Annotated in this window: 11 protein-coding genes; 1 reads left to right on the top strand and 10 read right to left on the bottom strand. The window is 32.4% G+C overall.

The genetic code is table 11. The features are described from left to right. Positions 1 to 175: 175 nt before the first annotated feature. From KQI85_RS07380 to KQI85_RS07370, 3 genes are all read right to left on the bottom strand, one after another. The gene (locus tag KQI85_RS07380; RefSeq protein WP_216575444.1) at positions 176 to 3,232 is read right to left on the bottom strand and encodes a WYL domain-containing protein; all 3,057 of its coding nucleotides are present in this window, start codon (positions 3,230 to 3,232) and stop codon (positions 176 to 178) included. A 126-nt stretch (positions 3,233 to 3,358) separates the two neighbouring features. Next, positions 3,359 to 5,059 carry a molecular chaperone HscC gene (locus KQI85_RS07375; RefSeq protein WP_216575443.1) on the bottom strand — a complete coding sequence of 567 codons (1,701 nt, stop codon included), beginning with the start codon at positions 5,057 to 5,059 and terminating at the stop codon, positions 3,359 to 3,361. Positions 5,060 to 5,093: 34 nt separating this feature from the next. Further along, positions 5,094 to 5,774 (bottom strand): hypothetical protein, encoded by a 681-nt coding sequence (locus KQI85_RS07370; RefSeq protein WP_216575442.1) that lies wholly within the window; start codon positions 5,772 to 5,774, stop codon positions 5,094 to 5,096. A gap of 380 nt (positions 5,775 to 6,154) precedes the next feature. Here KQI85_RS07370 and KQI85_RS07365 point away from each other — a divergent pair, with 380 nt between their 5' ends. Continuing rightward, positions 6,155 to 7,144, top strand: coding sequence for a 2-hydroxyacid dehydrogenase (locus tag KQI85_RS07365; RefSeq protein WP_216575441.1), 990 nt, complete (start codon positions 6,155 to 6,157; stop codon positions 7,142 to 7,144). Positions 7,145 to 7,306: 162 nt separating this feature from the next. On the opposite strand, the gene KQI85_RS07360 is transcribed toward KQI85_RS07365, so the two are convergent. From KQI85_RS07360 to KQI85_RS07330, 7 genes are all read right to left on the bottom strand, one after another. Then, positions 7,307 to 7,912, bottom strand: coding sequence for a hypothetical protein (locus tag KQI85_RS07360; protein WP_216575440.1), 606 nt, complete (start codon positions 7,910 to 7,912; stop codon positions 7,307 to 7,309). Beyond that, complete coding sequence (locus KQI85_RS07355; RefSeq protein WP_216575439.1) at positions 7,870 to 11,469, bottom strand: J domain-containing protein; 3,600 nt, start codon at positions 11,467 to 11,469, stop codon at positions 7,870 to 7,872. The genes KQI85_RS07360 and KQI85_RS07355 overlap by 43 nt, the downstream gene beginning before the upstream one ends. A 147-nt stretch (positions 11,470 to 11,616) precedes the next feature. Next, a complete protein-coding gene (locus tag KQI85_RS07350; protein ID WP_216575438.1) occupies positions 11,617 to 12,456 on the bottom strand; it encodes a DUF2262 domain-containing protein in 840 nt (279 codons plus the stop codon). 490 nt (positions 12,457 to 12,946) lie between these two features. Further along, positions 12,947 to 14,710 (bottom strand): ABC transporter ATP-binding protein, encoded by a 1,764-nt coding sequence (locus tag KQI85_RS07345; RefSeq protein WP_216575437.1) that lies wholly within the window; start codon positions 14,708 to 14,710, stop codon positions 12,947 to 12,949. A 2-nt stretch (positions 14,711 to 14,712) separates the two neighbouring features. Continuing rightward, positions 14,713 to 16,533, bottom strand: coding sequence for an ABC transporter ATP-binding protein (locus tag KQI85_RS07340; RefSeq protein WP_216575436.1), 1,821 nt, complete (start codon positions 16,531 to 16,533; stop codon positions 14,713 to 14,715). A 1-nt stretch (position 16,534) separates the two neighbouring features. Next, on the bottom strand, positions 16,535 to 17,533 hold the full coding sequence (locus KQI85_RS07335) for a LacI family DNA-binding transcriptional regulator (protein ID WP_216575435.1): 999 nt from the start codon (positions 17,531 to 17,533) through the stop codon (positions 16,535 to 16,537). 270 nt (positions 17,534 to 17,803) lie between these two features. Continuing rightward, entirely contained in the window at positions 17,804 to 21,382 is a 3,579-nt protein-coding gene (locus KQI85_RS07330; RefSeq protein ID WP_253293780.1) for an endo-1,4-beta-xylanase, read from the bottom strand. Between the last annotated feature and the right edge of the window lie 525 nt (positions 21,383 to 21,907).

The raw sequence follows: 21,907 nt of genomic DNA, 5'->3' as shown, positions 1-21,907 counted from the left end.
AGTACCAACCTTTCTCAACTTATGCGAAGTCTTACAGTTTCTAACAGTTTTCCAATGTCTTAGTTCATCTGTATCTAAGCATCTGTATGTGCTTCGTTTATGTCATTATTATATTTAATTTTTCTTATCTTTTCTAATTGTTAAAGTGCAAAAAGTAGTAAAAAAATGGATTTTTTTATTTTTTTCGTTGCTCTATAACTTTTTTTAATCCTTCTGGCTCTATAACTTCTACATTATCTCCCCATGACAGAATTATCATATGGATTTTTCTGTATTTATAACTTTCATACATTATCTCTACTATAAATGTTAGATCGGTCTCATCAGGCAGTATCCTAACTGCAAATTCTCTTAAATCATTTCTTATCTTATTAGCAAGAGCTATACTTAATCTCTTCTTTATCCTTATACTGGCTTTCATAAGTTTTAGTGTCTCGCTTCTATATATAATCTCTTCTCTTAGCACATCAGAATATCTGCTTACTAATATCTCATGACACCGTTCTTTTTTCTTCTGGCTTATCTTCTTATTACTATCTGTATAACCTATAAGATATTCATATATATACTGATACATCTTAAGTGTTGTAGTCATATATCTTATCTCTGCAGGTGTTATATCAAATTGAATATAATCTTTCTTCTGTATGTCATATCTTGATATGTAACCATCTTCATACGGAATGTTCTTTATTACATAATTGTAATAATATCCATACTTTTGCTTTATCTCAATTCTAAAAAAATCAATATTCTCACAATCATTATATCTTCCACTGTTCATTATCTGCTCATATGTCTTACAAAGTATAGCTACAGGAACTTCTTCACTATTTTGTATAGCAAGTGTAGCTTTTCTTACGTTAGATAGAATATTGTAATAATCATTCTTGAACTTTGATGCATCTCTTTTTACAAGTGAATGACTTAAATTAATCTCATTACTCCCTGTATCACGCTCATAATCCCATGTCTTAAACAGACTTAAGAGTCCTATAACTCTGTCACACTCATCGCTTCTACAGAACATATTATTAAAATAAAAGATCTCTTTTAAAAATTTCTCATCTGTATTATATTTTCTTGAATCATAATATTCAGAGATATTATCATATCTCCTAATATTCTCAAATGTTCCTATTCTGTTAATGAGTATATAGACGTTCTTCTCATTAATAAGATCATATGCCATAAGTCCATTCTTTTGATTTAACAGATCTATCTCCATTCTGTACGGATAGATAACTCCTGATATATAATTGCCATAATAATCCTTATATTCATATTCGATAATATTCTTATTCTTAATCCACTCTGTTATCTCATGCATAATAGCAATATCAGATTCACTTAATTCTATCTTCTCATCAATCTGCAATGCCACTATATCACAATTACTCTCTGTATCTGTCTTTACCACTATATCACAATCATTCTCTGTATCTGTCTTTAATGCCGCTAAAGAGCCACATGTAAATGGATTGAACACCTCCTCTTCTTTAAATCTATCATCATAATCACATCTATGTCTTGATATATATTCTAACAATATACTCTCTATCTTATTAAGCCTATTCTCTTCAACGAATATCTTACATACGTTACGATATCTGTTAAGTATGTTCTGAAGCCAGAATAATTCTGTCACTGACGGAATGAACATATTATGTCTCTTCTTATATTCATCAAGATATATAGAGTTCCATGGTTCAAACAGACTTTTATCGAAGTTACTATTCTCTCTCTTATTGACACTTATTTTCTTCTCTGATTCATCGAATATATATACTGAATCTGCCTTATATTCTGCATAATTACCAAATGAATTAACCCACTTTATAAAATCATTTTTAAGAGAAGCCTTGTATTCTACATTATAGATTGCTTTATCATATATCATATTTCTGCCTTTATATACATCATAGCATTCTACTGTTTCCGCATTATGTGAAAATATACACTTATAAGCTGATCTGTCTATACGTTCCTGTATATAATCTTTTGTATGATAATGTGATTTATTGCATCTTATGTTATTAACTTCATCTAGCTCACATTCTCTTTGATTAATATAAAAAGCAACTGTATCTGTAATTATATTGTCCTCTATATCATATTGATTATTATTACTTATTAGATCTTTTGTATTCATATCCAACTTTATATGAATATCTTCTTTTATCTTATCTCCAACTTCAAGATATTCTTCATCAAGTGCTATATCTTCAGGCAATCCTGTCTTCTGATTATATGCTTTTAGATATGGATATTCTCCTGTACCAAACATTCCATCAGATTTTAGATATATCTTGTCTACAATATAATTCATACCTCTAATTACAACATATCTTTTCTTTGCTGCTGCATATAATGCTCTATATATAAGTTCATTACAGAATGAATAATACATTGAATTGCCTTTTATATATATGTAATTTGTATTCAACTTGTTATATGAATTTCTCTTAGTATTATTACTTTCATTAATATCTTCTGACTGTTTATTAATACTCTTTTTGCTTGTATCTTCTAAGTATGTATCACTATTCTCAATATTATTAAGATACATCTTTATATTTCTCTTTAAAAAATATCCTATCGGACTTAATGAAGCTATGTTGCTGAATATATCTGCTATACTATATACTTCATCTATTAGATTATTCTCATTGAATTCATCAAAAATATTGTGACAAAGCTTTATACTTCCATCACAATATTCAAAGATACCTTTGTTAAAACATTCCTTAACAAAAGTAGATATTTTATTAATATTCGAATTATCTTCTATAACTTCTTCTGCTATTCCGGGAATAATATCATCTTCACTATATCTATACTCTGAATCACTGTTAAGCAACATATCAAGTGCACTCTCATACAGTGAATATGTATCAATTCTTCCATTATTAACATCTTCTCCATCTGATGTCATCTTACTTGCACCATACCAGGTATACATATAATTAGTCCATCTGTCATTATTCTCATAATCTATGACTGCATCTATTTCTCTCTTAGAATTTCTGCTCTTACTAACCTTTACTTTTTTATTATTAGCCAATCTATATGGTTCTCTTATTATATTATATACATTCTTAACATCTGCTGCTCTGCTCTTTGCCGCAAATAATGAATATATTCTGTCATCGAACTGCGCATCTATGCCATAATTAAGTATATAATTGAGTATATTATAATAAGTATATAAATCTGTAAGGTTATCAATCATCCGTCTTTCTCTCCATATTAATATTAATCATTATATAATTACAAAATTCAATTCTATATTAAATAATCTGGCAATATATTACTATTACCAGATATATATAATACGAAAAGACTGCTTTGCAATCCACTAATCCCACTTCATATGTTCTTCAAGTTCTTCAAGATTATCTTTTAATTCCTGTCTTGCCTGTGCTATCTCATCTCTATCCTGACGTGACAATACGTCTTCAAAATTTCTAAGCCACATATCTATTGTTCCTCTGTACTTGCCTGCACATTCTTCGTACATTCTCTCACCCTTAAGTAACAGAAGTCTGTTCTCTTCCTGATCTCTTGGCTGAATCTTAAGATATGAGAGTTCTTCCATTCTCTTTGCAATCTCTTCAGGTGTCATATTATTCTCTTTGCCTTTTATAATCTGTTTCTTAACTTCACCTGTTGATATAATCTTAACTTCCACTTCAAGCAGTGAGTTAATATCATAAGTATATGTAATATCAATAGCTTCTTTACCTGCTTTATTCTTAGGCACATCTACAACAAGTGAACCAAGTAAAAGATTATTGGATGCAAATCGGCTCTCTCCCTGAAGTACTTTTACTTCTATCTTATCCTGTTCATCATGACATGTATACAATCTTTCTGTTCTGCTCGCAGGAATTACTGTATTACGATCTATTATAGGGAAGAAGTGTCCTGGCTCATAGTTACCCTGTGCTCTCTCGACACTTACTTCTGTTCCAAGTGTAAATGAACATACATCTGTAAGAATAACTTCTTTAACAGCTTCTTTTCTCTCTTTCATAGCTGCCTGAATTGCTGCACCTATTGCTACTGCTTCATCAGGATTAACTGTTCTGTCAGGGAACTTATGGAACATCTTAACTATAAAGTTCTGTACTATTGGGAGTCTTGTTGCGCCTCCTACAAGAACAACTTCATTGATATCAGCAAGCTTTATATGTGCATCCGAAAGACTTCTCTGAACTGGTTTACGAATCTTATCAAGTAATGGTTCACACAATTTCTCATATTCACTGTCTGTAAGAACAAGCTCTTTTTCTTCATCATTTATCACAGCTTTAACTGTAACACTACTCTCTGTTGCGAACTGTTTCTTGGCATACTCTGCTGCTTCTCTTATTCTTACAATCTGTTTTTCCTTAAGTTCTGTTTCCTTAAGCTCATTATCTTCGTAGAACTTCTCTATAATCACTCTTGTAAAATCTTCACCACCAAGATAGTTATCTCCGGCTACTGCTCTTACTTCAAGTATATTGTCAAATAACTCAAGAATTGATACGTCAAATGTACCTCCACCAAGGTCAAATACAAGGAATCTTGTACTCTCTTTTTTCTCATATAATCCATAAGCAATAGCTGCTGCTGTTGGTTCACTTATAATTCGTTCAACTTTAAGTCCTGCAAGCTCGCCTGCTCTCTTAGTTGCTTTTCTTCTCTTATCATCAAAATATGCTGGTACACTTATAACAGCTTCTGTAACTTCTTCCTTAAGATATGCTTCTGCATCTTCTTTAAGTGCTCTTAATACAAATGATGAAAGATCTTCTGCTGTATATTCTCTGTTAGCAAGCTTGTACTTCTGTTCTGTACCCATTGTTCTCTTAAATACTTTTGCTACATTGTCAGGATGTATTATTCCGTATTCTCCTGCTGTCTCACCGACCATAATATTATTATTCTCATCTATACTTACTATTGACGGTGTAAGTGGTTTACCAAGTCTGTTAGGTATAATTCTTGATCTCTCCCCATCAAAATATGCCACAAGACTATTAGTTGTTCCTAAATCAATTCCAATTATCATTACTTCTACCTCATTCCTCATTATCTATTTATTGTTAATATATTAATCCACATTTTTTCAAAAGGCTGATATTATATTCTGCCATTCCTGTGTCTCCAATATTAAGCTGTATACTATTACCATTAGTAAGTATAATAGTCATATATCCTCTGTTCTTTTTTCTTCCACGCAAAAGTCCGACATACTTTATCTCACAGACAATATTCTTAATCATATCTCTTCTTAATGCAATAATTATACTACTACCTGTATCCGAATAAAGTGTTCCTATAACAAACTGTTTTGTCACTATTAGCTCGCTATTAGCAATAAGCAGTTCATCTCTTATACTAGCAAAAAGCTGCTCTGTATATATCTTCTTAGCTATATCATCTTCTAATATACTATTTAATGAATTATCTGTTATATTATCAGATACATTACTCACTGCATCCGATGCCTTAAGATATGTAGATATATTCGCTGCTATCTTATTCTTACTGCACTTAGAGTGTACCTGTATTGCAAGAATAATATATAAGACAGCTATAAATATAAGACACTCTACTGTGAGTCCGTATGCAAATGCTCTATCAGATGCATCTGCACCAATAGCCATAACAAGTTCTATTATTATAAGTAATGTCATAACAATAGTCACTACTCTAATCACACTTCGCCTTGTCTTGCATACAAGTCTTCCGAGCTTTTTCTCAGGCTGTATATTTACTTTCATTTTTTCTCCCTCTATTTTTATATGTAACTATATATTTATAGGTTATTACAAATCCATCGTCACTTATATATCCTAAACACTTATGTCTAAAAATAGTTTACATCTGTAAACAATCCTGTTTTTATAAGCACCTATACATCTATATACAATCCTATTCTTGCACAATGCCTTATCTATTCTATCACACTTATACTCTATCTTCAAGAATGCCAAAAGCACCATTTTATACATATTTTTATTCATTTCTGATAAAAATATTAATATGCCAAATCATCCAAATTCGCCGATATACTGCTTGAAGCAAATCAAATAATTGCGAAATCTTTCAAAGCATATTTTCGCAATTACCTATTTAAACAAATCAATGAAAGGAGTTTTTTATGAAAATATTATTTTATGATGCTAAATCTTATGATGAATTGTCTTTTAATGACCAGTTACCTTCTTATCCTGATATAGAAATCACTTTTTTAAAAGATGATCTTGATATGCATTCTGCTGCCTTATCACATGGTTATGATGCTGTATGTGCTTTTGTAAGTTCTGATGTATCTGCACCTGTTGTTAAAGTTCTAAAAGATTGTGGTATAAAACTTATTCTTCTAAGATGTGCTGGTTTTAACAATGTTGATCTTGATGCTGCCAAAAAAGCCGGTATAAGAGTAATGCGTGTTCCCGGTTATTCACCTGAAACTGTTGCTGAGCATGCAATGGCTCTTGCTCTTACAGTCAACAGGCGTATTCACAAAGCTTATGTTAAAGTTCGTGAAAATGATTTTAGTCTGTCAGGACTTATGGGCTTTAACTTCTATGGCAAAACTGCCGGAATTGTCGGTACAGGTAAGATTGGTGTTGCAATGGCAAGAATATGCAGAGGCTTTGGCATGAATATTCTCGCTTATGACGTATATCATAATCCGGAGCTTGCTGACTTTGTAACTTATGTTGAGCTACCTGAACTATTCAGCAAATCTGATCTTATATCTCTTCACTGTCCACTTACAGATGACACATACCATCTCGTCAATAAAGACAGTATAGCTATTATGAAGACAGGTACAATTCTCATCAATACTTCAAGAGGTGCTCTTGTCAATACCACTGATCTTATAGAAGGTATTCGTGCCCATAAGTTCTTCGGTGTCGGTCTTGATGTATATGAAGAAGAAGGCGACAATGTATTCGAGGATCGCTCTGATGAGATCCTTAATCACTCTACAACAGCAAGACTTCTCTCTTTCCCTAATGTTATGATCACTTCTCATCAGGGTTTCTTCACAAGAGAGGCGCTTGAAGCCATTGCAACTACTTCTCTTGACAATGCTATGTGCTATATTAATAATACACCTTCATGTAATGATGTCGAATAAAAAATTTTAGATATTGTATGACATAAAAAATATATTCTGACATAAAAATACGCTGTGACACAAAGAAGCACTGACATTATCTTTCATCTGATAATATCAGTGCTTTATATTGCATATTATTATACTAATTTCCTATTACTATACCAACATCACACTATTATGTTAACACCATATTCCTACTTCTTCAAGTGCATCAACATTTTTTTCAATCTCCCCCTGCACACCAAGAATAAGACTTAACTCCTTTCCATTTTTAAGTGTTATATCAAGACTGCCCTTTCTGGTGCTAGAGTGTCTGCCTCTGTATGTATGTGTTGTATAACTAAAGTTAGTTATATCCGATGCTGATATTGCTACAAAATCATTTCCTCTATTGTAGAGTCTTCCAATGATATATGTTCTCGTTACTATCATTCTCTTATTAACAAGCATAACTTCGTTCTTAAGACTATATTCAACATCTGCTGCATAGTTTTCTTTATTTAATATGTCTATATACTTTGACGTTGTCGCCATCATATATAGCTTATCGCACTTTTTGTAATTAATGCATCTTGCAATTATGTAATATATTATTACTCCCATAATGCAATATGCTATATGTACTACTATTGCCATTCTATTTTTTGACACTACACCGGTTAAGCTCATAACTGTACATATTGCTGTTAATATAATTCCCGATGCAGCCACGCAATAATATGCTGTCATTACTCCATGACCTGCTATTTTTTTAAGTGCTTCTTTAACTGTTCCAAAAGACTCCATTTTCCAGTATTATTCTCCTTTGCATTATCACTCGTATTATTAGCATTACTGTTAACATTCTTAGAAGCACTATTACTGTCTGATGATTTAAATACTGCTCCATACATTCTTCTCATTCTTACAATTGCATAATAACTTGCATAGTTATCTGAGAGTTCTCTTAGAAGTTCAAGTGCTTTTGCTCTATCTCCTGAAGCTTCATAATATACAGCAAGTGCCTGTTTTCTTATATCATTTCTCCATATACATCTTAATGGTTCATCTCCTGTTTTCATTAATATGTCTATATATTTTGAAGCAACATCCACATGTCCTTTTATACACCAATACATTATTGCCATACTTAAGTGTGACAGATGCTCATATGATTCATCAACATATTTAGATATTGGTATATAGTCTTTCTCTGCAGGATAACATTCCAATATTATCTGTTCAAATATATCTATATAATAATTAGCTTTATCTTCATGTCCAAGATGTTTTAATATAAGAATTGTATCCATAAGCCAGTCCATCTTATCTCTTGCTGAATCTGTTGTCTTACCAAGTGTCTCTTCAAGATACATAACACCTTCTCTGTCAGATGCATTAAGTATCAAAGAAGTAACACCGGCAACATAAGATGCCCATTCATTCTTGTACTTTCTATATTCTTCTACTGATACATTATATAATGTTCTGAGATCTCCCATTTTCTTATAGGTCTCTTCTTCAAGTATTCTTACCTTGTATTCTGAATAATCATAATCTGAGATTATGCGTTTTAGATGTTCATCAAGGAACTGTCTTGCTCTCTCAAATCTTCCACACTCTATATATGTATTAATCAGAATTCTTCCTACTGAATCCTGAAGGTCTTCATTAGTATAGAATCCATTAAATGCATCAATCGCTGTATTAATAGCTCTGTCATAAGCTCCCATCTTTCGATATGCTATTGTCTTCATCTTAATAATATCATAAGTTCTATTAGCATTCTCATCTGCATAAGGTGTTGCTCTTCTGTTCATTGCCATTCCAAAGATCTCAACCGACTTCTGGTATTCTCCTTTTAACAGTAATATTTTTGCCTTAATATACATCATATCATCTGTTGGTTTCCTGTTAGAAGCATCTATTGCCTTAGTTATCATATCATAAGCGACATCATATTCTTCAAGATACATATAGCTTATCGCAATCCTGTAGTAATAATAATTACTATCATCAGGTGTCTCTTCAATCTGCTTCATATAATGTCTGATTGAATCTCTGCACCACTTAGCATTATGAATATTCTCTGCAAGTCTGTCATATCTATATGCGATAAATCTATGTGTATATGGTTCTTCTGCTCCAAGTTCTTCTGCTTTCTTAATAGCTTCTACTGCTTCATCACTCTTATCCTGTTCTATATACAGATCTGCAAAATCAAGTTCTACATTTCTTGAATCTCCATATATCTCTTTAATTCTCTTATAATATTCCATGGCTTCATCATACTTGCCAAAACTCTTATTTAATGTTCCTGCCATTGATAGATATGCCGGACTCCTGTCATCAAAGTCTAATGCCTTATTAATATATTTTATAAGTTCATCATCTTCTACTTTGAATGCAGCTCTATGCTCATATACTTCAATTACATAAAAATATGAAAGATATGCCGCAAGTTCATCATAGCGTTCTTTCTCACCTTCTTCTATATAATCAGGAAGGCTGTTAATAATATTTATCTTTTCTTTTATATCCTGTGTCTCACTATATTTAACAAGCTGATCTACTGCTCTTATTGCATATTCTTCCTTAATATCTTCTTCATACGCCTGCTCTAAGATTGAACGTGCATCTTCAATCTGATTATATTTTAAGAATTCTCTTGCTGCATACGCATAGATAATTGGTCGCTTTGAATACATAGCTTTTGCTCTGTAGAACAGATCAATAACCTCCTGGGATCTTCCAAGTCTAAAACAACCTCTCTGTTTCTTCGTAACAGCTTCAAATACATTCTCATTAATCTCAAGAATCTCATCACATATATCACATGACTTCTCAAATTCATTAAGCAGATAGAGAATATCCGCTTCTAATGACATCATCTGCATATTATCCTTGCCATATTTTCTTGCTATCTTACACTTGTCGTATGCCTGTAAGTAACATTCATGCTCTGCCTCTTTGTCAGATTGTTCATATTCATTCTGTCCTTGTTCTACAAGAATATTAGCCATTGAACCGTATGCATATACAAGATTTCGTTTCTTATCTTCTTCTGTCTCATCTTCTTCATATATTCCTTTTTCAAGTTCGTTTTCTAACTTTTTGGCATAACACTTAGCATATTCCATAGCTTTAGGACAATCTTCATTAGACAAGTTAAGTGAGATAAGTATCTTATAGTGTTTATCTATATTATCCATGAATTCTTTGTTAGCAGCAATAAGTTCAAGTGCTTTTTTTGGCTGTTCCATATGAAGATATGCATACATCAGATTAGAAAAGTACTCTTCATTAAGACTGCCTTCCTCTGCTTCTTTTTCATATTTGTCAATATATCTTGCATCTATCTCTTGTGCTATCTCATGTATCTCTTCTGTACTTGCAATATCCATAGCTTTATCAATATGAAGAATCGCTTCATTAAGCATATCTTTTTCAAGATAATATTTAGTAAGACATCTCTCACATACATAATATCTTCCTTTTTTTGAATATTCTTCAAGAATATCTCTTGCCCTCTCTTTATCTCCAGCCATCATAAGAACTTCTGCTGATATAACCATATATCCTTCTGTATCTTCGCCTTTTGCAAGTCGTTCATCATTAATAACTTTATTTGCACATTCTATCGCTTTCTCATTGTCACCTGCAAGAGCATAATATCTTGCTAACACTTCTGTATACTGTGGATGATATATACCTGTTGATTCAATCACTTTTATATAATCTTCAACATTCTCTATACTTCCTGAATATACTGCATTCTCCATCTGATAGAGATATTCTCTGAATGTATCATAATCTGCATCATCCGGACCTTCAAAAAATTGAAAATCAAAGCCTTTTTGTTCAAGACAGTCTTTCATATAATTAACGAATTCTACCGGAAGATGTTCATTGAATTCCTGTTCATTCTCTACTATTCCATAAGTATCATCTAACAATTTATATACTTCATTAGGAACTCTAAAATATCTCGCAAGTATTCTAAAAAGTTCCCATTTTGCTTCTTCACAATAATCAAGATCATAACATATATCAGATTTTAAAAGCTGTCTCCACTCTTCAATATTGCATCTTCTTGATATACTATTATATATCTGCATTATATCATTAGCCCATCTCCCCATAGGCGTTGACAGATCATATTCTCCTTGCTTATCTCCACTCTCTTCATCTGGTGTTCTGGCATATTCGCATGCAACTTCGTATGCCTCTCTAAGTCTTTTGAATCCTTCTGGATTATCTTCCGGATTATTAACTGCAAGAAGTTTGTGATATGCATCTCTTATTGCGTTTTCATCTTTCGTTACTGCTATATCAAGTATAGCAAATGCCTCATTAATATTCATATTTTTTCTCCTTATCCCTTGTGATTTTTTATCTGGTCTGCATTATTAGTTCTCTCACCAAAAAACAGATTAAAATCTTATAAACATTCTACTATTACAAAATATTTATGTCAATTTTAATCTGTTTTCATTTTTTTAATATTCTTTTTATGCAACCACAACATCTGTTCCTGTTATACCATTCTCCATATCTCCTTCAACCATAATAAGTCGTCCCCAAAACATATCATCATCATCAAAATAAAATCTATATCTTCCATCTGCTCTGATACTTATCATCTTGAGAATAATTCTATTATAGAATTCCTGTATACTAATCTCTTCATATTCCGTATATTCAGCATAAGTCCTGTAATTAAGTTCATTAACTACATCTGTTGTATTCTTAGCTGCATATTCTCTAACTATTATGTCATACTCTTCTCTGTTATTGTATATATCCTTAAAATGCGAAAGTGCTATAAGTCCTTCATCTTTATCTCCATCTCTGCTCTCAAGCTTCACATCTATATCATATCCAAGCCATTCAAGCTGATTCCTAATATAACATTCTGAACCATTCTTATAGCTGAATGTTCCAAGTTCTTCATCTTCAATAACAGTCTCTCCTATATATTCATTAAACAGAATCATAAGACTTTCATTCTCATCATAACAATCAAGCACATCATAAAGTCTCATAACATCTTTAGACATATCAGGATAACCATATTCATTCTTTTTAAGACTTCGAACTTTAAGACGATATATTGTCTCTGGCTTTAATTCAATCTTCCAATTATTGCTGCTCCCTTCTTCCCTCCAGATTATCGTAGCTTTTTCTTCTATTACTTTATCTGACTGATATTCATATCTTGCTACAATCCCTTTTGTAACAGTCCAATATCTATCATTAGCTGCCCTTCCGCCGCTTTGTGTATTGTGGTCAGTAATTACAAGAACATCTCTAAGTTTATAATTATTATCTTCATCTATATCAATCATCATCGTTTTTATCCCCCTGTTTATTATATGATGCCTATGAATTATTCCATGTTATGCACTCCCACAATTCTACCAGATATTCGCATATCGTAGAATTATCAGCCCGCTTTTATGCTCTATCGTGGCGGGTTCCAAGGTCTAAACCCATGTGAGCCTACTCATAGGTGAATTTAGACCTTTTTGAGCGGACATCATATTATATATATAAGAATATTATCTCCTCGAATTACATATTAAGTATTATCTCCTCGAATACTTATCATTATTAATGAAAGGTACATATCTCTATGTACCTTTCAATTCTACTATTAAAATTGTTAATTGTAAATAAAAACGGATTAACATTTCAAAAGATCTTTTTGACAAAATTCGTTGTTTTTCTACATTTTTATCTTATATCATATCTCTCATCTAATGAATCTATCTAAAAAAAGTATGATTTCCATTACCAACCTTTCTCATGTAAAATAAATCAAAATATTATTCTATACTTCTAATTAAGAGCATAATACAGTCCTTTTTTTGCCATAAGTTCTGCATGGCTGCCTTCTTCTGCAATACCTTTATTCGCTATATATAGAATTCTATCTGCATTCCTTATAGTTGATAATCTATGTGCAACAATGAATGCAGTCTTACCTCTTAGAATAATATCTAATGCCTGCTGTATGAGATTCTCTGTCTCTGTATCAATCGAACTTGTCGCTTCATCAAGTATTATTACTGACGGATTCTTAAGTATTATTCTTGCAAAGCTAAGTAACTGCTTCTCTCCGGCTGACAGACCATTACCTCTCTCTTCAAGTACATGATAATATCCATCAGAAAGTCTGCTTATAAACTTATCTGCGAATATCGTCTTACTTGCTTCTATACATTCTTCATCAGTCGCATCTGGTCTTCCATATCTTATATTATCCATTATAGTTCCTTTAAAAATAAATGGATCTTGCATAAGTACTCCAACTTCACGTCTTAATGACTCCATGGTAACATCTCTTACATCAATTCCATCTATCTTAACGCTGCCTTTTTTTACATCATAAAACCTTGTAATCATATTAATTACTGTTGTCTTTCCTGCACCTGTAGGTCCGACAAGTGCTATTGTCTCACCGGGTTTTACATGAAGATTAAAATTCTCAAGAATATTAATTCCTTCCTCATAAGCAAAATCTATATTGTCAAAATCAACCTGACCTTTCACATTCTGTAGAACTATACTGTCTTTTTTATCTCTTATATCTACCGGATAATCGATTGTATCAAATACCTGTTCAAGATTAGAACTTACCTGTGCAAGCTGCTGTATTATAACTGCTATCTGAGTAATTGGTCCGCTGAACAGACTCATATAACTTGTAAATGCAACAACAACACCGGCATTCACATTCGTATCTCCATGAAGCATAAGAAAAAGTGCTGTTCCATATAGCAGAAGTGTTCCTATATTCCAGAATATCTCAACTATTGGTGTATTAAGTTCATTACGGTAGAATATCTTAAGCCAATATTGCACACTGTCATTATGTATTCTCTCATAGATTGACTTGTTCTCCTGTGTACGATTATAATTCTTAGCAATCTTCTCACCCATTATCGATTCAACAAGAAAAGCTGAACGATTTGAATTCTTAACTCTTTGTAATGTAAAAAGCTTTCTTATCACTTTTCTAAGTGCAAATACACATATCATCATTGGTACAACTGTTATCAATACTACAAGTGTAAGCTGTGGGCTTATCATTAACATAAATATTGTTACTACTATTATCTTCACTATATATACTACGAACAATACAACATAGTTGGTAAAAAAGTTAGCAAGATCATTGACATAATCTGTTACTCTTACAACTATCTTGCCATCCGGCTTAGAATCAAAATAGTCAAATGGAAGTTCCTGCAACTTGTAGAATACTTCTTCTCTTATTCTGGCAATTATATTATGTCCTGCACTTCCCATAAGCACCTGATGAATATATGTTATTGCAATCTCTATTGCCGAAAGCACTATTAATCCTGTAATTATAAGAACCAATTGTCTGTAATCCTCTGTTATAACTGTCTTATTGATTATCTCTTTTAGAAGAAGTGGTGATACTGTTGAAGCAACAGCTCCAATTAACATAAGCACTGACACAAGAATGAACATATTCTTATATGGAATAATATATTTTATTATTCGTCCAAATTGCTTAATATCCACTTTTTTCTCAATCTCTTCGTCTTTAAAATATGTATTTCTAGATGCCATCATTACACCTCCACACTCTTAACTTTATCATAGTTAATAGCTTTTGCTTTTTGTGCTTCCTGTATGTTATATACTGCTGCAAAGTGTCCATTAATCTTCATAAGCTCATCAAATGTTCCTCTCTCTACTATCTCGCCGTCCTGAAGATATATAATCTCATCACAGTTAACAACCGAGGATATTCTATGTGCTGATATAAGGATAGTCTTCTTAGGATACTTTTCTTTGATCATATTAAGAAGTTTCTTCTCTGTATTAATATCAAGTGCACTTGTTGAATCATCCATTATAAGTACCGGTGCATCTTTTAGTAATGCCCTGGCTATTGACACTCTTTGCTTTTGACCTCCGGATATTCCAAGACCTCTCTCGCCTACTATTGTCTCATACCCATCTTGCAACTCTTCTATAAAACTATGAGCCTGAGCATGCTTTGCGGCTTTTATTATCTGCTCTTTAGCTGCATGTGGCTCTGAATAAGCTATATTCGAATCAATCGTATTAGAGAACAAAAATACATCCTGAAATACATACGAATACTGTTCTCTTAAAGATTCTATCGTATAATCTCTTATATCAATACCATTAAGTGTTATCCTGCCTGAAGTCATATCATGAATTCGCACAAATGATTCAAGCAATACGCTCTTACCACTTCCTGTTCCGCCTATAATACCAACTTTCTTACCATAAGGAATATCAAGATTAATATTCTTTAATACCTGTTTGCCATCAATAACCATAGATGCATTTTCTATCTTAATGTCAACTTTTTTAGTATCATCAGCCACGATATCACCATCTTTTATCTTACTCTCAAGATTCATAAATTCCATCATCTTTTTGCCTGATACTAACTGCTGCTGCATCTGGAATATACAATTATTAATAAGTGTAATAAAATTCATAATCTTAAGTACATAACTTGTAGCTGCTACCAAAAATCCCACCTGCATATATCCTTTCATTACAAGAACTGCACTGACTGCAATACTGCCTATATATGCAAACTGTCTGATTGAACTGAATATTACCTCAAATTTTGCTGAAAGTTTTATCTGTCCAATATATGAATCTTTAAGTTTTGTGTTAGCTGTGTCAAACTTATCTTTTTCAAGTCTTTCATTAGTAAAAGAACGCACAAGCCTTACTGCTTCTATATTCTCCTGAACTGTAAGATTCATAGTACTGTTATTATCTCTTATTGCCTGATAATTAGTCATTGCAAGTCGCTTAAATCTCATAAGCGATACTATAAAAAATGGCATAATACATACTGGTACAAGCAATAGATATATGTTAATTGAAGCAAGTATCACGCTTGACAATATTATTACAAATATACTATCAATACAGTTAGATATTATTCTTGAAAAAAGTTCCTTATACATAATTGTATCTGAATTAATAGTTGTAAGAAGTTCACCTGTATTAATATCTGATATTGAACTACTGTCAAGCTCCATTAGTTTGTCAAATGTAGCCATCCTGAGATCTGTTTCAAGTCTTAGTCCAAGTCTCTGATTAATTACATTTCTTACATATACAAACACAATTCTCACTGATAATAATATAATGAATAATACTGACAGACTTATAAACAATCTGAATGTATGGATATCTCCATATCTGCCATTAAGCATGAATGAGAATACTCCGTCTGTCTTTGCAACATCATCAAATATTACATAATCTACAAGCATCTCCTGTACTATTGGAATAAAAAGTTCTGCCAAAAGTGCAATAAAACTAAGAATCTGTGCAAATACTGCCATAGGCATATTCCTTCTCCAGTATCTGTAACCAAATCTCATAACATCCATCTTATAATGTATCCCCTTCCGTAAAAGAATAATCTAATACTACATCTTTTAAGTTCTCTTCTCCATTAATCTTTGATATAAGAATATCTACGGCTGTTCTTCCTATGTTACGAATGTGACAATCCACTGAATTAATCTTTGGGATTATAACATCAAGCATATCTATATTATCAAATCCCATAATTCCCACATCATCAGGAACTCTTAATCCTCTTATTCTAAATAGATTAAGAAGTTTTATCGCAACCATATCATTAACGCACAACACTGCCATCTTATATCCTTGATTCTCATTATTAAGAATAATCTCCTCAACTATATCTTCGCCCTGACACTCATTATATATCTTCTGTGGCATACCAAGCAGTTTAACACCCTCTTTATACCCATTCATTCGCTCATCGATTGAAAAAGTATTATTATCTTTTCCACTTTTATTTCTGTAAAAATCCACATATATAATTCTGTTATAACCTCTTCTTGACATCATCTTAACTGCATTACGCATTATAGTTCTACAATCCACATCAACGTGAGTGAATTCCTCTGATATCCTGTTATATATAGTCACAATTGGCACATTAAGTTTTTTAAACTCATTAACATAGTCCTCACCTTGCTTCGCCGGGAATATTATAAGTCCATCAATTCTTCTATTGATCATATAATGAACTCCTTCTAATTCTCTGCTTCTATCGCCTCTTGACACAATGAGATTAATAAAATACCCATTCTGTCCTGCCCAATATTCTATAGATTCAACAAGTGCCGAGAAAAAGTTGCTTGTTATCGATGCACATATAACACCTATAGTCTTGGTACTTCCTGTTGCCAGACATCTTGCAAGATGATTAGGTTCATAATTCATCTCCTTAGCTATCCTTAGTATCTTCTCCTTAGTCTTAGCACTTATTCCAGATCTATTATTAAGTGCTCTGTCAACCGTTCCTTCTGATACATTGCATGCTTTTGCAATATCTCTTATCGTACATGCCATCATCCTATCCCTTTCTGCTTTTTTATAGCAAATAATACCTTTCTTTTATAAAAAATATTTTTCGTGTGCGCACACGTCTTATAACTAAGTTGATTATAGAACTCTATATCATATATGTCAATATAATATTTTATCATTTTCTAAATATGTGGTTTAGCAAATAAAAGACCGGAGGCTTGTTAAGGTGATAACATAGCCTCCGGTTGTCTGGTCAATATATATATTTAGTTTAATTATTAAATTGTTAACTAGTGTCAATAATTTTTTTAATTTTTATTTGACAATAACTTTTACTTCTTTGATAGATGCTCCTGATGAATTCCACCATGAATATAAATCAATCACGCCTATATTCGACATCTTTGATAAATCTATTGTTACTGTATCGCTGTTTTCAAATGAATAATCACCTGTTCCAAGCCAATCGCCATTAGCAGTTCTACAATGTGCTGAACCATTTCCTGAACCTTTAGCACTAAATGTAACTTTCAAGCCTGTAATCTGCTTTCCTGTAACTTTAGTAAGATCAAGTGAGGAACCATTCATACTAACTACTATTTCATTACCTGTGTTGTCTTTATCTGCTTCTGTTGTCTGATTATTATTTTTATCAGTTGTTGTATTATTCTTGTCTGATGTATTAGTATTACCATTTGTATTGTTGTTAGTGTTACTATTATTGCTATTACCTGTATTATAATCTGTTGGTTCAAATACCCAAGTCTGACAAGAATTCTCATAATATGTCCACTGACATACATTAGAACCATCACTTGTTCCAAAGTTATATACATCAAGCGACTTCTTATCTTTTGATACTTTTGTTACAATACCATATACACCATTCTTCTTAGTTGCAACTGCCTTAAACTGCTGTGCATCTGCACTATTATCCTGATATAACTGTATATTAGTTCCATCTTCATCTTTACCATATACTATATCAAGCATATATCCTGTTGCATTTTTAAGTGTAAAATATCCGTTGCCTTTATTAGTCAGATACCACTTCTGTCCTGCAACTCCTGTGCCTGTTCCTATCTCAACATTGGCTCCGTTACTTCCTTTGTTGTCTTTTACTTGTAGATACTTCTGTGCATTAGTATTCTTAATATAATACCATCCATCTGAAAGTGTAGCCTGTGTCACACTAGAACCTGTGTTGCTACCTGTATTACCCTGGTTACCTGTATTACCCTGGTTACCTGTATTACCCTGATTACCTGTGTTTCCCTGATCTGTTGAACTTCCAGAACCTGAATTATCATTCCATCCAAATACATCTGTATATGCCTGTAATACTTTATTATATGCTTCCTTAGGTGTTCCAAGATCTGAGAATATAAGTGGTGTCGCATTCTTAATCCAAGTTACTTTATCTGATAATCCCCAGTATGTAACACCTGTAATATTAGCACCATTTTTCTTAAGTTCACATACATTTTTCATAAGCTTATACATATAATCAGCCTGATCTGCATCTGACTTATTAGTAACATCAAGCTCTGTAATCTGTACTTCAAATCCGGCATTAATGAATGATTTTAATGCTGCTGTATAATAATCAACACTTGGATAGTTAGTTCCAAGGTGTGATTGCATACCTACACCATCACATACTTTACCTGATGAATTAATAAAGTTTACAAGTGCAATTACATCATTAACTTCCATATATGTATTATAATCATTATAGAACAGACTTACTGAATCTGTTAATTTGAAATATTCAAGACACTGATGTGCATAAGTAAATGCTTTTTTTACAAATTCAGGACTTGTACCACCTTTACCATATACTTTTTCCCAACTTGAATTAGTCGCATGAAGATACTCATTAGTAACATCCCACGCATATACACAACTTCCATATTCACTTAGACACACATGGTTCATAACTGTCTTTACATAATATTCAAGTCTCTTATCCATCTGCTGTGATGTTACATAATTATATTTAGTACTATAACCAATTCTGAATAACCAGTCAGGTGTCTGACTATGCCATACAAGTGTATGTGCTCTTACTCCAATTCCATTCTCAGAACATATCTTAAGTGTCTCATCAATTTTTGAAAAATCAATCTTAGGTACATATTCTTCATTCATTCCATCAGGAATATAATATCCTAACTTCTTAGCTTCATCAACGCTTATAAGTGATGGATTCCTTCCTAATAATGCATCCGGTTTCATCTCATTCTCAAGTGTTATACTATTATACTGTTTCTTAACCTGCGCAAGTGTATTAGCATCTTTTAACTGATATAAGTTAATACAAGTACCCTGTCTTGTAAATGTCTCACCATATGTTGTTAAAAGATTCTTCTCTTTTGCTGTCTGTGAATTAGAACCTGTTGATGAACCAGCAGATGAGCTGCCCTTAGTAGATACAGCTTTCCAACTATCAACATTAAAGTTTCCTTTCATAACAAAATAAATATCATTAACGCCTGTAATATTCTTCATATTTGCTGAAAAATCTTTAAATGAACCATTAGTATTACTTACTTTTATAGTTCCAAGAAGTGTTCCTGTAGCACTGCCACTTCTAACTTCAATACTGCCACTTCCTGTTGATTTAACTTTTATTGACATTGATGACATACCATCTGTAAAATTAACTCCTTTTACTCCTGTATAATCACCATTACTTACATCTGACAGATAAGTATCTCCGCTTCCTTCTACATTAAGACCTGCTTGAATAAACATTGTCTCAGCCTGCTGTGTCTCATATGGATTAACATATGACACCTGATTTACACCTTTCATTGTAGGAGTTAACTGACTTATCTTGCCATTATTAACTTTAAGTTCATCAATCTGTGTACTTCTATATCCAAGGCTCTTACCTATAGCTTTCGTCTCAACAGCTCTTGCATGATATGCCATATAATATTTACCCTTAAAATTGAATATTGAATGATGATTATTGCCATATACGCCAAAATAATTACCAGGATTTTTCATAATCTCTCCAGCATATGTAAATGGTCCCATAGGTGAATCTGATACCATATATTCTATTGCTGCATTATTCATCCCACCTGATACATTCCAGTTAGAACAATATGAATAATAATATTTTCCATCTATCTTATTAATACCTGAATCTTCAAAAAGATATGGTGCATCAATTGTAACAGGACTTCCTGCAAGGCTTGTCATATCACTTCCAAGTTTTACAACTCTTGCTGTCTTAGGATTAGAATAATTAGTTCCAGGTATTCCTCCTCCAAAGTACAGATATCCATTACCATCATCATCTACAAATACAGCTGGATCAAATAACCAGGTTACACCTGAACAATTAGCTGTTGAACGTGATACAAGTGGTCCTCCAATAGGATCTGTCCAAGGTCCTGTTGGTGAATCTGCTACAAGTACACCTATTCCATTAGCATTATTAGCAAAATATAAGAAAAACTTTTCTTTTCCATTAATTGTCTTATGTGCTGCTGCCGGTGCCCATGAGCATCCTGCCCATTTTGCTGCGCCATTACTTCCCGCTACCTGAATTGTTCCATGATCAGTCCAGTTAACCATATCCTTAGATGAATAGCAATTAAGTGTTGTTACTTTACTAAAAGTATTCTCTGATACAGCTCCATTCTTATACTCTAACACATCATTAGTAGTATAGATATATACCTCATCATTATATACCATAACTCCTGGATCTGCTGTATACCTCTGTGTTGCTATCGGATTGCTCTCCTGAACATTCTTATAAGATGCTGTTGCCGCCGATACATTATGCTGACTATTATAGACAGCTATACCCGACAACGCCAAAAGTGAAAGTGCGCCTACTGCAGCGTACCTTTTAATGTGTTTTTTTGAACCCATTACCATTTCCTCCTTATCATATCCATATAACACCATTACTTACTTCCCCGTAACAAACTCTTACATACGTTATTGCATATATTAAGATAGTTTAATAATTATCAACATTACTCTATCTTCGCATTAACATAGCTTTTCCCCTAATATTACGTATTATATAATCTGCTTCATATTCTTGACATCTCATATATCAAATATGCTTCTCCTGACCACACATTTTATACATTACGCTGTTTAAATATTCCGCATATTACTATGATAAGTTTTATACCCAAGTGCCATTATGTCATAATATATAATATTATGCAACCATTTTCATGACATTTTTGTTTAATTTATGTACTGAATTATATAAAAAAGTTTCCATGTTTTTATATTAGTCTGACTAGTTATTTTCGAAAAATGTATCGTCACATGATATTACAACTTTCAAAAAGCTATATGCTATTTTCGAAACTTTCTATGAATATTCTTTAACTATTCTAAAACTTTACATCGAATATCAAAAACTATTACTAAGCATTA

Source organism: Falcatimonas sp. MSJ-15 (genome assembly GCF_018918265.1).
Taxonomy (GTDB): domain Bacteria; phylum Bacillota; class Clostridia; order Lachnospirales; family Lachnospiraceae; genus Falcatimonas.
Note: the sequence above shows the minus strand (reverse complement) of the source record. Positions and strands in the feature narration are given on the sequence as shown.

What these genes read in the sequence shown, in the direction of transcription:
- KQI85_RS07380 (WP_216575444.1), bottom strand. Translation starts at nt 3,232, where the DNA reads ATGATTGATAACCTTACAGATTTATATACTTATTATAATATACTCAAT.
- KQI85_RS07375 (WP_216575443.1), bottom strand. Translation starts at nt 5,059, where the DNA reads ATGATAATTGGAATTGATTTAGGAACAACTAATAGTCTTGTGGCATAT.
- KQI85_RS07370 (WP_216575442.1), bottom strand. Translation starts at nt 5,774, where the DNA reads ATGAAAGTAAATATACAGCCTGAGAAAAAGCTCGGAAGACTTGTATGC.
- KQI85_RS07365 (WP_216575441.1), top strand. Translation starts at nt 6,155, where the DNA reads ATGAAAATATTATTTTATGATGCTAAATCTTATGATGAATTGTCTTTT.
- KQI85_RS07360 (WP_216575440.1), bottom strand. Translation starts at nt 7,912, where the DNA reads ATGGAGTCTTTTGGAACAGTTAAAGAAGCACTTAAAAAAATAGCAGGT.
- KQI85_RS07355 (WP_216575439.1), bottom strand. Translation starts at nt 11,469, where the DNA reads ATGAATATTAATGAGGCATTTGCTATACTTGATATAGCAGTAACGAAA.
- KQI85_RS07350 (WP_216575438.1), bottom strand. Translation starts at nt 12,456, where the DNA reads ATGATGATTGATATAGATGAAGATAATAATTATAAACTTAGAGATGTT.
- KQI85_RS07345 (WP_216575437.1), bottom strand. Translation starts at nt 14,710, where the DNA reads ATGGCATCTAGAAATACATATTTTAAAGACGAAGAGATTGAGAAAAAA.
- KQI85_RS07340 (WP_216575436.1), bottom strand. Translation starts at nt 16,533, where the DNA reads ATGGATGTTATGAGATTTGGTTACAGATACTGGAGAAGGAATATGCCT.
- KQI85_RS07335 (WP_216575435.1), bottom strand. Translation starts at nt 17,533, where the DNA reads ATGATGGCATGTACGATAAGAGATATTGCAAAAGCATGCAATGTATCA.
- KQI85_RS07330 (WP_253293780.1), bottom strand. Translation starts at nt 21,382, where the DNA reads ATGGGTTCAAAAAAACACATTAAAAGGTACGCTGCAGTAGGCGCACTT.